Raw genomic sequence first — 12,825 nt, forward strand, 5'->3', positions numbered from 1 at the left:
TCCTATCGCCTGGATCAAAATACCGGGCTTGTGAACAATCCGCAGGAAGCGCGACAGACGCAGCGGATAGTACACAAGTCTAAACCGCGTCGTAGACGCGATTGGCGGCAAGAGCAAGCGACCCGTTCGTGTACGGGCGAAACGCTTAGCCTATGACTTCGTAGCAGACCTTTGCCGTGCCACTGCTGACCATGCCAATGTTCTGGGCGGCAGCGCGGGAGAGATCGAGAACGCGGCCGCGAATGAACGGACCACGATCGTTGACGCGAACGACGACACTGCGGCCGTTGTTGCGGTTGGTAACTTTCAGCTTCGTGCCAAATGCCAATGAACGATGTGCTGCAGTATTGATGGCCGGGTTCATACGTTCCCCGGAGGCGGTTTTGGAGCGAAGTGCGTACCAGGAAGCGCCACCGCAACCATTTGCAGCAAATCCTTCGACGGGAAGGATGGTAGAGCAAGCTGCAATTGTTGCTGCGGCGATAACAGAACGGCAGATTTTCTTCAAAACGGATTGTCCCTCAACTGTTGAACTCACGCCTTGTGGGCGGTGAAGGGGTTGAATCCGGCCAAGTGTGGCGAAAAAGTGCCCCCAATTATCACGGAATGTTACAGAGTGTAATATTTGTGATGGATAGATGCACGACAGCAACGCCGTTAAAAACAAGGAGATGGAAAAAAAGATAATGAAATCAAGTAAAATTCGAACGTTTTTTACAAGACATGATCCACGCAACCCGAGATCACAAAACTTACGAAAATAATTTTGCGCAATTGCCATAATTGCTGCCCCATTTGAGCAAATTCAGGGGCCGTTAACCATAAAGCGGCGCAGAATTGTGCGTGCTCATTGGAAAGGTAGGAATTTCCTACCTCTTTTGGCGAGCTGTCTGCGAGTGGTTGCACAACCCGTGGACGTAAAAATCTGAGGTCCGCTCCCGCCGGCTTGCCAACTCGTGATATCAAGTTGGCTGGGAGTTGCCGAGGTGTCGCTCAAAAATACGACGACGTTGTCGAAAATGCGGACACCCGAGCGTCTTTAGCTTGCAGGCGCGCAAGCAGTGCACGCCTCGTCAACTTGGGCAGGGAGGCTGCGAAGTTATGAGCATACCCTATCGTTGGATCATTGTTGCTGCTGGGGCTTTGATGACGTGCGTCGCGCTCGGCGCGATGTTCTCCCTGGCAATCTTCCAGGAGCCGATCGCCATCGACACCGGCTGGTCACATGCTGGCATCGCGAGCGCAATGACACTCAATTTCATCGTCATGGGGATCGGTGGCTTCTTGTGGGGCACCGCAAGCGATCGTTACGGGCCCCGCATCGTCGTTCTGATCGGCGCCGGAGGCCTCGGCCTGGCGCTCGTATTGGCAAGCCGGGCAGAGTCCCTTCTGCAGTTTCAGCTGACCTACGGCATTCTGGTCGGACTTGCCGCCAGCACCTTCTTTGCACCGATGATCGCGGCGACGACAGGCTGGTTCGAGGAGAACCGCGGCCTTGCCGTTTCGCTGGTGTCGGCTGGCATGGGTGTTGCGCCCATGACCATCTCGCCGTTCGCGCGCTGGCTGATTTCCGCCTATGATTGGCGAACTGCGATGCTGCTGATCGGCATCACCGCTTGGGTTCTGCTGATACCGGCGGCCTTGCTCGTCCGCCGTCCGCCCGCGGAAACGGGGGACGCTGCGGCCGCCAATGTAGCGAGTGGCGAGCAGCCGTCGCTTTCCCGCGTGTTCCGCTCGCCGCAATTCATCGTGCTCGGGCTGACATTCGCTGCCTGCTGTGCCGCGCATTCAGGGCCAATCTTTCACATGGTCAGCTACGCCACGATCTGTGGCATTGCCCCGATGGCCGCTGTCAGCATCTACAGCGTCGAGGGGCTCGCGGGCCTGGGCGGGCGGCTTCTCTATGGCGGGCTTGCCGACAGGATCGGCGTGAAGCCAGTGCTTGTGGCCGGCCTGCTTGTCCAGGCGATCGCGCTGGCAACCTACCTTTTCGTCAGCAGGCTCGGTGAATTCTATGCTCTAGCGATCATCTTCGGCAGCGCCTACGGCGGTGTGATGCCGCTCTATGCAGTGCTGGCGCGGGAATATTTCGGCCCGCGCATCATCGGCACTGTTTTCGGCGCCGCCACGATGCTGTCCAGCCTCGGCATGGCCTTCGGCCCGCTGATCGGCGGCTGGATCTTCGACACGTTCCACAATTACTCGTGGCTCTTCATCGGATCTGCTCTGGTTGGGCTTGGGGCGGCTGCGATTGCCCTGGCGTTTCCGCCGCTCGCAAGAGCAAAGACCGAACCGGCTCTCGGCGTGTCGGCTTGAGGCTGCTGCCTTATCCTCGCCAGCTGTTGCTTTGCTTCAGCTGCGCGAGGGAGGCCGGATAGGTCGGGAACGCGAAGGTAAAGCCTGCTGCTTTCAGCTTGGCGTTCGAGACCCGCTTGTTCTCGCCGTAGAACGACCGCGCCATGGGCGTGAGTTCGGCAGTCTCAAACGGCTGTTCCGGCGGGGGCTCGACGCCCAGAAGGCGGGCGGCCTCCACAATGACATCCTGAGGCGGGCCGGGCAGATCGTCGGTGACATTATAGACGCCGCCAAGCCCGCGCTCGGCAAGGAACCGCGTCGCGGATCCGATGTCCTCGACGCGGATGCGGTTGAAGACCTGGTCTTTCTTGATCAGCCGCCTTGCCGTGCCGCGCTCCAGATTGCAAAACGCATTGCGGCCGGGTCCGTAGATGCCGGAAAGGCGGAGAACCGCCGCCGGAATATTGTTCTTTGCGCCGATGGCCATCCAGCCATCCTCCGCTTCCAGCCGCTCCTTTGAGCGGCCGGAAACCGGCGTGCAGGGCGTGTCTTCGGTAACCCAGTTGCCCTTGTGATCGCCGTAGACGCCGACCGTCGAGAGATAGCCGATCCAACGGAGCTTCGGCATCATCTCCCGCAATCGCGCACCTGCAAGCCCGATCAGCGGATCGCCGCTTTCCCTCGGAGCAATGGATTGAACGAGATGCGTCGTATCGCGCATCGCGACGCTCAGATCATTTCCCAGGGTCTCGCCGTCGAAAAGGAACGCGTTGATCCCGAGGCCACGCAAAGCGGCAGCCTTTTCGTCCGTCCGTGTCGTCCCGGTTACGCGCGCCCCATCGGCTATGAAAGCCTCGGCGATTGCCTTGCCGGAAAAACCGCAGCCGAAAATCATCACATCCATCATACAGCTCCCGCTAGCCGCCATTCGTCCCTGACATCGCTGTCCGATTCATCTGGCCTTTGTGCCGCAAAGGCAGCGAATTCACCAGCCTCGAAAAGGCGTGAAAGCGCCCAGACCGCCATGCCACGTACGACGGGCGAGGGGTCCTGCGACAGCGCCCGACATCGCTCCACAAAGCGGCGGTCACCCGAATTGCCAGCAGCGATGAGCACATTGCGGATGAAGCGGTCGCGGCCGATCCGCTTGACCGGCGAGCCGCTGAAGAATACGCGAAAGGCGGCGTCGTCGAGGCTGAGCAGGAACTCGATCGTCGGTTCCTTCAGGTCCTCCCGGGGCTGCAGCTTCATTTCGGACGCCTCGTGGGCAAACTTATTCCATGGGCAGACGGCGAGGCAATCATCACAGCCATAAATCCGATTGCCAATCAGCGGACGTAGTCCCGGATCAATCGGCCCCTTGTGCTCGATGGTCAGGTACGAAATGCAGCGTCGCGCGTCGATTTGATAGGGTGCCGGGAATGCATTGGTCGGGCAGATGTCGAGACAGGCACGACAGGAGCCGCAGTGGTCGACTTCGGCGGCATCTATATTCAGATCCGCGGTCGTGAACATCGAGCCGAGAAAGAGCCACGAGCCGAGTTCGCGGCTGACGAGGTTCGTATGCTTGCCCTGCCAGCCGAGGCCGGCCGCAGCTGCAAGCGGCTTCTCCATGACAGGCGCCGTATCGACGAAGACCTTTACATCCGCCCCGGCGCGCGCCGCAAAACGTGTCGCAATTTCCTTCAGCCGTCCCTTGATGACGTCGTGATAGTCGCGATTGCGCGCATAGACGGAGATCGCAGCCTTGTCGGGTTTTGCCAGAATATCGCGGGGATCTTCATCCGGCCCATAATTCAGGCCGAAGACGACGATCGACCTGACATCGCTCCAGAGCGTGCGGGGATCGCCCCGCCTGTCGCGGGTTTCCGCCATCCAGTCCATCGTGCCATGCCGCCCGGCGTCGATGAATTCGCCAAGACGCTCCTTGGCTTCGGGGATGGCGTCGGGTCGGGTGATGCGACAGAGATCGAATCCGAGTGCCTTCGCCTCCGAACGAACGAAGGCGGTGAGCGTGTCGCGGCGTTTCTGTTCCTTGTTTTCTGTGGCCATCGAAGGCCCTCGTCAGAAATCCAGATCGGCGTAGTGGGACACCGGTGTCAGGCCCCGTACGCGTTCGGTGAGCAGGGGCCGGAAGGATGGACGCGACTTCAGGCGCTGATACCACTCCTTGACGACAGGCGCTTCCGACCAGTCGATCTCGCCGAGATAGTCGAGAATGGAAACGGCGGAGGCGGCAGCCAGGTCGGCATAGCTCATGCGGTCGCCGGCCAGCCACTGGCGCGAGCCTGCGAGCCATGTGAGGTACTTCATATGCTGGCGGATGTTTGCCCGTGCCGTGCGAAGGATCTTCGAGTCAGGCGCACCGCCTCCCTGGTCCGCCGTCATCTGCAGCTTGTAGACCCGCTCGCGGGCAAGCGGCCTGGTGACGTCGGTTTCCATCTTCTGCATGAACCACTCCGCCAGCCGGCGGATTTCGGCGCGCTGGAACGGATCTTCTGCGAGTAGTCGGCGATCCCGCTTGAGCACGCCATGCGTCTCGTCGAGATACTCCGAGATAACTGTGGCACCGCAGAGCGCCCGCATGCTGTCATCGACATACACCGGCAAGGTTCCGGCCGGGTTCAGCGCGAGGAAATCCCGCCGCTTCTCCCATGTCTGTTCTTCGATCAGATCCGCCTGATAGCCGTACTCCGTCAGGATCAGCCGAACGAAGCGTGATGCGGATGACATGGGGTGATGATAGAGCGTGGGCATCGATTCTCGGATTTTTGATGGCTGTGGGTGCGTTGCGGGAGCGCGATGATCATAGCGCCCTAGTCATGACTTATTCGTTGAAGCTATAGGAGTTTGGTCCTTCCAATACAAGCGAGTCGGACAGCCGACCGCCTGGACAAGGGATGTGTACGCGCCAAAAACCGATTTTTGCCTTCCCGCCCTGCCTTCGTCACTTACGGCCGCCATAACCCCCACGCAGCCGACCAAATTTCCACGGAGAGAATGTATGGAATATGTGAACTCTATAATTCTAGGCATAATAGAGGGAATTACCGAGTTTCTGCCGATTTCGAGCACTGGCCACCTTATCATTGCCGAACAATGGCTCGGCCACCGCTCGGACATGTTCAACATTGTCATTCAGGCTGGTGCCATCCTCGCCGTCACCATTATCTACTGGCGGCGCCTCGTGGATCTCGTTCTCGGATGGCGTGATCCGCGAAACCGCGCCTATGCCGCCAAGCTGATTGTCGCATTTCTGATCACGGCCGTCCTCGGGCTGATCGTCAAGAAGCTCGGCTTCGAATTGCCGGAGAACGCAACACCGATCGCCTGGGCGCTGATCATCGGCGGCGTCTGGATGATCTTTGCCGAGTGGGCCGCCGCGCGTAGGCCCCCGCACAAGGAAATTACCTGGCTTGTTGCCATCCTGGTCGGCATTGCCCAGGTCGTCGCAGGCGTTTTCCCGGGAACTTCCCGTTCGGGTGCCACGATCTTCGTCGCCATGTTGGCCGGCACCGGCAACCGCGCTGCGGCGACCGAATTCGCCTTCCTGGTCGGCATTCCGACCATGTATGCTGCCAGCGCCTACGAACTGTTGAAGACGTTCAAGGATGGCGGCGCAGCAAATGAGAACTGGACGAGCCTCGGTATCGCCTTCGTCGTCTCGACGATCGTCGCGTTCGTGGCCGTGAAGTGGCTGCTCTCCTATATCCGCAGCAACCGTTTTACGATGTTTGCCATCTACCGCATCATTCTGGGCGCCATTCTGCTTGGCATGGCCGCGACTGGGGTGATCGCCTGAGATAGCTTTTGACTGCCGCATTTGCGCACTGATCGCGCAAATGCGGATTGCCCGACGAAGTGACAAACACTTCAGGTGTCTGACGGCACAAAAAAACCGGCGAAGAGCGCCGGTTTTTCATTACCGGCTGATGGAGCCGGTCTCGCAGGGATCGATGCCATAAGCTGGCGAGCACTCGCCCTTCACCGCCGCAACCGAGCCGGGTGCAATGAAGGAGCCTGCCAGAATAACCAGCGCCGCGCACGCAAACAGAAGCGCGATTGACCTACCCATCGAAGAAAGCCTTTCAAAGTCGTTAGCGCGCCGTCAAGGCGCTGAGTCCATTGGGAGACGCGCGGGGTGTGTAGTCAGTGGAATGACAAATAGCAATAAATGTTCCTGCTAAATTTGGTGTTAATTCCGCTAATTTTTTGGTGCGGCTTTTATGCAACGAGTGCCTTGCCGGCACAGAGAAAAAAGCACGCGCAACTTGCGCGATTCCGGAAAACTCTTCCAAGAAAATGCCGCCCGCGATCCCGCGAGCGGCACACCTAGATAGAAGTGGCAGCAGCCTTAGGCGGCCTTGCCCGAGCCGGTGTATTGGCCGTGCGGACGATACTGCACGAGGTACGACCCGATGACCGAGCTCACCAGAGTGGGCGTGACGCCGATGCCTTTCAGCGTGCGGCCTTCGGCTTCGGCTTCCTTCGAGACGACGTTGTTCTTCCTCAGAAGGCGCACTTGGTCCGCCGTGATCGGCGGCGTGATGAACGGAACGAGCGAGGCAATGCTGCCGATCATCGAGGCGATGCCGAACGGAAGCGACACGAGGCGGTTCTTGCGCCAGGTTGTCTTCAGCATGATTTCGAGACATTCGCGGAACGTCAGCACTTCGGGGCCACCAAGCTCGAAGATTTCGCCGGCGGCAACCTTGCCCTCGATAGCCTTTGCGACCGCTTCGGCAACGTCTACGACGTAGACCGGCTGGAATTTCGTCTTGCCGCCGCCAATCAGCGGCAGCATCGGCGACATGCGCGCCATGTCGGCGAACTTGTTGAAGAAGCTGTCCTCGGGGCCGAAGACCACCGACGGACGATAGATGATGGCGTCCGGCTTGATCGCGTGGATTGCCGCCTCGGCGCGACCCTTCGTGCGGGCATATCCGGAGTCAGAATGGGCATGTGCGCCAATCGCCGAGATGTGGATCAGCTTGGCACCGACGCCGCGCGCGGCTTCGGCAACCGCACGCGCACCGAATTCCTGAACCGCCTCGAAGGAGTTGCGGCCGGCTTCGTGGAGGATGCCGACGCAGTTCACCACATAGTCGGCGCCGTCGACCGCACGATCGACCGAGTTGCGGTAGCGCAGGTTCGCCTGGACAAAAGAAATCTGGCCGACATTGCCGAGTGGCTGCAGGAAGCCGGCGAGATCGGGACGGCGGACGGCAACACGGATGCGGTAGCCGCGCTTTGCCAGCTCGCGAACGATATGCCTGCCGATGAAGCCGGACCCTCCGAACACGGTGACGAGTGGCGGCAGGTTGGCAAGGGTCATGGCAGGCTCCTCGAGAGGCTCAGGTGTGTGGTCGATGTGGTTTCGTCTTAGACCAATCACGGCGCGACGAAAAGGGCCATCGCGACGCAGTTCTCACCGCTTAGAACTCGTCTCAGATGCCTTCGACGACGACCATCTCGGCATCGGCGATTTCCTGGCGGATTTTCGCTGCGATCTGGTATTCCGGTGAATTGTAGCAATCGACGGCGTGCTGCATCGAGGGAAATTCGATGACCACGTTGCGTGCGCGGGACTTGCCCTCGAGCTCCGTGATCGCGCCGCCACGGGCGAGGAAGTTGGCGCCGTACTTGTCGAAGGCCAGCTTTCCTGCCGCGACATAGTCCTTGTAACGCTCGAGGTCGCGAACATCGACGCGTGCGATCCAGTATGCTTTTGCCATCTGAGTGCTCCCTGGCATGCTTGGTTATTGTAGGACGGTCGCCATTTCGGCGAGGATCGCCCGTGCGGCTTCGCGAGGATCGGCGGCTTTGACGATCGGGCGGGCAACGACCAGATGGCTGGAGCCGGCCTTCAGTGCGTCGGCCGGCGTCATCACGCGCTTCTGGTCGCCCTTGTCGGCACCGGCAGGGCGAATGCCCGGCGTGACGAGCGCCATATCGGGGCCGATGATCTTGCGCACGGCCGAGGATTCTTCTGCGGAGCAGACGATGCCGCCCATGCCGGCGAGATGGGCCTGTTCGGCGCGGCGCAGCACGAGCGTATGCGGATCATACTCGTAGCCGGCGGCGATCAAGTCCTGCTCGTCCATCGATGTCAGCACGGTGACACCGAGGAGGCAGAGATCGGAGCCCTTCGCCGCTTCGACCGCAGCTTTCATCGCCTTCGGATAGGCGTGCAGCGTCAGCATCGACATGCCCATCTTGACGATGTTCTCGACGCCTGAGGCAACCGTGTTGTCGATGTCGAGCAGCTTCATGTCGAGGAAGATCTTCTTGCCGCTCCTGGCAAGATCACGCGCAAATTCCAGGCCGCCGGCAAAGGCCAGCTGATAGCCGATCTTGTAGAAAACGACGTCGTCGCCGAGCGTATCGACGATCCTTTCGGCCTCTCCAAGCGTTGGAACATCCAGCCCGACGATCAGGCGTTCGCGTGCGTCCATGTCACATCCATCCCTGCCACTCTTCGATAGGCGTCCAGTCGCACGAAGGGCGTCGATCCGCAAGGCTGAAACAGTAGAGATTGCCGCCGCCTGCCGGTTGATCGCCATGTCGCTGGATCGGGCGACCCTCAAGGTGGCACTTGAGCAGCGTACCGACACCTCCGTGTCCGACGAATGCGATGGGCAGGGCGGGATTGTGCGACGCGAGGATATCGGCGACAGCGGCAACGACGCGGTGTTGGGCGTCGATCGCTCGCTCCCAGCCTTTGAAGCTTGCCTCGGGATACGCAAAGAACCAGTCGGCCGCCTTCTCGAACTCCGGCGGGGGCAGGAAACCAGTCGCCGAGCGGTCGTTCTCATGCATGTCGTGGACGATCTCGACGGTCAGCCCGGCTGCGGCTGCGAGGATCTCGGCGGTCTCGATCGCCTTTGTCTCGTCGCTGGATATGATGCGGCGCAACTGCCTTACCCAGCCTCGTTCCGCGGCCTTGCAGGCGCGCGCGGTACCGACCTCCGACAGCCCCCATCTCGGCACGGGGACATGAGGGTCGATCTTCACCTGCGGATGCGTGATGTAGAGGCCGAACACCTGGTTCAGCCGCGCCGGTAGATCCAGAGCTGCGCCGGCGGAATGTTGCGGACGATGAAGTCGAAGTGCTGGATATGGTAGCGATCCGGCCGCGCGATGATCGGCGACACGGGGCCGTAGGAAATCTGGACAACGGGCCGGCCGGCAGGCAGGCGGTCGAGCAGGCTCTCGAGCAGCGCGATACGGGCCTGCATCGGAAAGTTCAGCAGCGGCACGGCGGAAACGACGGAATCAAACGTCTGATCCTTCATGGCGCCGAGCGTCTTGTCGAGATTGAACGCGTCGCCATTGATGAAGTTCACGCCCGGATAGAGCCGGACCAGATGTTCGTAGAAGTCGGTCGAATATTCGACGGCGACCAGATTTCCTGGCTTCACGCCGCGACTGAGAATGGCTTTGGTGATCGCCCCGGTGCCGGGTCCGAGCTCAAGGACCGGCAGTCCGGAGTGCGGATTGATGACGCTTGCCATCTTGCGGGCCGTAATGGAGGAGGTGGGAACGATCGAACCGACGGTTTTCGGCCCCTGCATCATTCCCTTGAAGAAGCGGATTTCTTCGTCAAACTTCTTGCCCAGCCGTTCCTTCAGGCGCAACGCCATTCCGTCCTCCTAGATATGTAACAAAACAGCCCGCTCCCTAATTGCAGTCAGTCACCGGGAAAAACAAGGGCAGACGTCGCAATTGGCAAAGTTTGCACGGCAAATGCGACGCGCGCCTAGACGCGCATCGGCATCAGCACGTAAAGGGCGTCGTCGCCGGCCGTGTCGCGAATGAGCGTCGGCGATCCCGCATCGGCGAGCAGGAAGATCGCTTCATCGCCGGAAAGCTGTGCGGTGATATCAAGCAGGTATTTGGCGTTGAAGCCGATTTCCATCGCGTCCGTGTCATAGCCAACGGCGACTTCTTCCGTCGCGCTGCCCGAATCCGGATTGTTGACGGTGAGCAGCAACTGGCCGTCAGAGAGAGCGAGCTTGACGGCGCGACCACGCTCGGAGGAGATCGTCGAGACGCGGTCGACGGCCTGCGCGAACGTCGTGCAGTCGACACGCATTTCCTTGTCGTTGTTGGCCGGGATAACGCGCTGGTAATCCGGGAATGTGCCGTCGATCAGCTTCGAGGTCATGACGATCGGGCCGATGCTGAGGCGGATCTTGGCGTCCGACACTTCGACGGTCACCATCGCATCCGGAACATCGACGAGCTTCTGCAGTTCACCGACGGTCTTGCGCGGGATGATGATGCCGGGCATGCCTTCGGAGCCCGATGGCGCATCGACGTCGGCGCGGGCGAGGCGATGGCCGTCGGTTGCGACGGCGCGCAGCTTCAGATCGCCCTGGCTTTCGATGGTGTGGAAGAAGATACCGTTCAGATAGTAGCGGGTTTCCTCGGTCGAGATCGCGAACTGGGTGCGATCAATCAACATCTTGAGGTCCGTCGCCTTCAGCTTGAAGGTGTGGCTGAAGGTGCCGGCGGTGAGATCCGGGAAGTCGGACTGCGGCAGGCACTGCAGCGAGAACTTGGAGCGACCGGACGCGACAGTCATCGAGCCGCCGTCTGTGCTCGTCGCCAGCAGGACTTCGGAACCGTCAGGCAGCTTGCGCACGATGTCGTAAAGAAGATGGGCAGGAACGGTGGTAGCGCCGGCCTGTTCGACGTTCGCAGGCGTCGCCTCGGTCACCTCGAGATCGAGGTCGGTCGCCTTCATGTCGAGGTTCTGACCATCGGCGCGCAGCAGGATGTTGGACAGGATCGGGATCGTGTTCCGGCGTTCGACCACGCGATGCACGTGGTTCAGCGACTTCAAAAGGTTGGACCGCTCAATTGTAATACGCATGGGATGCTACCGCTTTCGACCGTTACTGCTTGGGCGCGCATGCTGCGCGCCGCAAGGAATGCCTTTGCCCAAAAGGGACCGTAGAGTGGATAGGCAAAATGGCAGGATTTTGAGACCGATTGCAAGAGGCGCAAATGGCCGCGCCACTGCAATTGCCGTTTTCCGGTGCAATGCACACAGAAATTGCTGCGGCCTTGCCGAAAGGCGGGGTCTCGCCCATAACAGCGGAAACCAGAGAAGAGTATCGATACCTTGAGCAATGACGATGTGACGGCCGATGGCGGCAGGCAACGCAGCTTCCGCATGCACAATATGTCCGTTCCGGCACGACCATTGGAGCCGGCGCTCTATCTCGTCGCGACGCCGATCGGTAATCTCGGCGACATCACGCTGCGTGCCTTGGAAACGCTTGCCGGCGCCGACGTCCTGGCCTGCGAAGACACGCGCGTCACCCGCGTCTTGCTTGACCGGTTTGGCATTCAGAACCGCCCCTATGCGTATCACGAACACAATGCTGACGAGGCTGGGCCGCGGCTTTTGCAGGCGCTGGAGGCCGGAAAGTCTGTGGCGCTCGTCTCGGACGCCGGAACGCCGCTGGTCTCCGATCCCGGCTACCGCCTCGCGCAGAGCGCCATCGAGATGGGCTATCGCGTCGTGCCGATTCCCGGCGCCTCCGCGCCGCTTGCGGCTCTGGTCGGGTCCGGGCTGCCGAACGACGCCTTTCTGTTCGCGGGGTTTCTGCCGACCAAGGACAAGGCCCGCCGTGATCGGCTGGCGGAGTTCGAGGCAGTTCCCGCAACGCTGATGTTCTTTGAATCGCCCCATCGCATTGCTGCTACGTTGACCGCTGCCGCCGATGTACTCGGCGGCGATCGCGCGGCATCCGTCTGTCGCGAATTGACGAAGACCTATGAAGAGTTTCGCCGTGGGACGCTGGCCGAGCTCGCGGCGCGCTACGCCGATGTCGATAACGTCAAGGGCGAGATCGTGCTGGTCATCGGACCACCTCCCGAGCGGGCGGTCGAAGCAGCCGATGTCGATGCGATCTTGGCGGACTTAGCCAAAACCTTGCCAACCTCCAAGGCTGCCGCGGAAGCGTCAAAGCTGACCGGCGTCTCCAAGAAGGAGCTCTACCAGCGTCTTCTCGACATGAAGGGCGGCGATGGGCGATAGGACTCCTGCCGCCGACCGCCGCAGGGCGCTTCGCCGGGGCCATCTCTCCGAGTATCTCGCTGCTGTCTATCTCATGCTGAAGGGTTACCGCATCGTCGCCATGCGCTATCGCACCAAGCTCGGCGAGATCGACATCATTGCACGCAAGGGCAATCTGGCGATTTTTGTTGAAGTGAAGGCGCGTCGCGAGGAGATGGGTGCGATCAACGCCGTGTCGCCAACGGCGCAAAACCGGATCAGGGCGGCCAGTGATCTATGGCTGCAGCGTCAACGCGATTATGCTTTGCTTTCGCAGCGTTACGATATTGTGGCCATCCTGCCCGGCCGCCTGCCGCGTCATTTTCCGAACGCCTTCTGACCTCTTTGCACTCGCGTGCAAAAAGAGCCGACTGTAACAGTCCCGTCATCAAATCATCAAGGAGGCGTCATGGAAGGCCTCTATTGCACTCCTCACCCCAATAACTGGTGGAGAGGGATTA

General features: G+C 60.5%; 15 protein-coding genes. 4 read left to right on the plus strand and 11 right to left on the minus strand.

What is annotated here, in order from left to right; translation table 11 throughout:
- Window positions 1-145 precede the first annotated feature (145 nt).
- On the minus strand, window positions 146-508 hold the full coding sequence (locus RGCCGE502_RS01595) for a septal ring lytic transglycosylase RlpA family protein (RefSeq protein ID WP_016552414.1): 363 nt from the start codon (window positions 506-508) through the stop codon (window positions 146-148).
- A gap of 593 nt (window positions 509-1,101) precedes the next feature.
- Between RGCCGE502_RS01595 and RGCCGE502_RS01600 the strand changes: the two genes are divergently transcribed.
- On the plus strand, window positions 1,102-2,316 hold the full coding sequence (locus tag RGCCGE502_RS01600; RefSeq protein WP_016552415.1) for an MFS transporter: 1,215 nt from the start codon (window positions 1,102-1,104) through the stop codon (window positions 2,314-2,316).
- A 10-nt stretch (window positions 2,317-2,326) separates the two neighbouring features.
- Here the strand turns inward: RGCCGE502_RS01600 and RGCCGE502_RS01605 are convergent, their stop codons facing one another.
- The 3 genes from RGCCGE502_RS01605 to RGCCGE502_RS01615 are packed head-to-tail and all read right to left on the minus strand — an operon-like array spanning window position 2,327 to window position 5,052.
- Window positions 2,327-3,199, minus strand: coding sequence for an SDR family oxidoreductase (locus RGCCGE502_RS01605; protein WP_016552416.1), 873 nt, complete (start codon window positions 3,197-3,199; stop codon window positions 2,327-2,329).
- A complete protein-coding gene (gene queG / locus RGCCGE502_RS01610; protein ID WP_016552417.1) occupies window positions 3,199-4,347 on the minus strand; it encodes a tRNA epoxyqueuosine(34) reductase QueG in 1,149 nt (382 codons plus the stop codon). The genes RGCCGE502_RS01605 and queG overlap by 1 nt, the downstream gene beginning before the upstream one ends.
- A gap of 12 nt (window positions 4,348-4,359) precedes the next feature.
- The gene (locus RGCCGE502_RS01615; RefSeq protein ID WP_016552418.1) at window positions 4,360-5,052 is read right to left on the minus strand and encodes a glutathione S-transferase family protein; all 693 of its coding nucleotides are present in this window, start codon (window positions 5,050-5,052) and stop codon (window positions 4,360-4,362) included.
- A 247-nt stretch (window positions 5,053-5,299) separates the two neighbouring features.
- On the opposite strand from RGCCGE502_RS01615, the gene RGCCGE502_RS01620 reads away from it, so the two are divergent.
- The gene (locus tag RGCCGE502_RS01620) at window positions 5,300-6,097 is read left to right on the plus strand and encodes an undecaprenyl-diphosphate phosphatase (protein ID WP_016552419.1); all 798 of its coding nucleotides are present in this window, start codon (window positions 5,300-5,302) and stop codon (window positions 6,095-6,097) included.
- A gap of 120 nt (window positions 6,098-6,217) precedes the next feature.
- Here the strand turns inward: RGCCGE502_RS01620 and RGCCGE502_RS37090 are convergent, their stop codons facing one another.
- The 7 genes from RGCCGE502_RS37090 to dnaN form a co-directional block, all read right to left on the minus strand.
- Window positions 6,218-6,370, minus strand: coding sequence for a hypothetical protein (locus RGCCGE502_RS37090; RefSeq protein ID WP_016552420.1), 153 nt, complete (start codon window positions 6,368-6,370; stop codon window positions 6,218-6,220).
- A 279-nt stretch (window positions 6,371-6,649) separates the two neighbouring features.
- Window positions 6,650-7,630 carry a complex I NDUFA9 subunit family protein gene (locus tag RGCCGE502_RS01630; protein WP_016552421.1) on the minus strand — a complete coding sequence of 327 codons (981 nt, stop codon included), beginning with the start codon at window positions 7,628-7,630 and terminating at the stop codon, window positions 6,650-6,652.
- 112 nt (window positions 7,631-7,742) lie between these two features.
- Window positions 7,743-8,030: a DUF1330 domain-containing protein gene (locus RGCCGE502_RS01635; RefSeq protein ID WP_016552422.1), complete on the minus strand. Its 288-nt coding sequence runs from the start codon at window positions 8,028-8,030 to the stop codon at window positions 7,743-7,745.
- A 24-nt stretch (window positions 8,031-8,054) separates the two neighbouring features.
- Window positions 8,055-8,750, minus strand: coding sequence for an orotidine-5'-phosphate decarboxylase (gene pyrF, locus RGCCGE502_RS01640; RefSeq protein WP_016552423.1), 696 nt, complete (start codon window positions 8,748-8,750; stop codon window positions 8,055-8,057).
- 1 nt (window position 8,751) lies between these two features.
- Window positions 8,752-9,339 carry a histidine phosphatase family protein gene (locus RGCCGE502_RS01645; RefSeq protein ID WP_016552424.1) on the minus strand — a complete coding sequence of 196 codons (588 nt, stop codon included), beginning with the start codon at window positions 9,337-9,339 and terminating at the stop codon, window positions 8,752-8,754.
- A gap of 5 nt (window positions 9,340-9,344) precedes the next feature.
- Window positions 9,345-9,938, minus strand: coding sequence for a phospholipid N-methyltransferase PmtA (pmtA, locus tag RGCCGE502_RS01650; RefSeq protein WP_016552425.1), 594 nt, complete (start codon window positions 9,936-9,938; stop codon window positions 9,345-9,347).
- Window positions 9,939-10,054: 116 nt separating this feature from the next.
- On the minus strand, window positions 10,055-11,173 hold the full coding sequence (gene dnaN / locus RGCCGE502_RS01655; protein WP_016552426.1) for a DNA polymerase III subunit beta: 1,119 nt from the start codon (window positions 11,171-11,173) through the stop codon (window positions 10,055-10,057).
- Between the two features lie 303 nt (window positions 11,174-11,476).
- On the opposite strand from dnaN, the gene rsmI reads away from it, so the two are divergent.
- Entirely contained in the window at window positions 11,477-12,346 is an 870-nt protein-coding gene (gene rsmI / locus RGCCGE502_RS01660; RefSeq protein ID WP_051158665.1) for a 16S rRNA (cytidine(1402)-2'-O)-methyltransferase, read from the plus strand.
- Window positions 12,336-12,704 (plus strand): YraN family protein, encoded by a 369-nt coding sequence (locus RGCCGE502_RS01665; RefSeq protein ID WP_016552428.1) that lies wholly within the window; start codon window positions 12,336-12,338, stop codon window positions 12,702-12,704. Before rsmI ends, RGCCGE502_RS01665 begins: the two co-directional genes overlap by 11 nt.
- Window positions 12,705-12,825: the final 121 nt, after the last annotated feature.

It is taken from the genome of Rhizobium grahamii CCGE 502, from assembly GCF_000298315.2.
Taxonomy (GTDB): Bacteria; Pseudomonadota; Alphaproteobacteria; order Rhizobiales; family Rhizobiaceae; genus Rhizobium; species Rhizobium grahamii.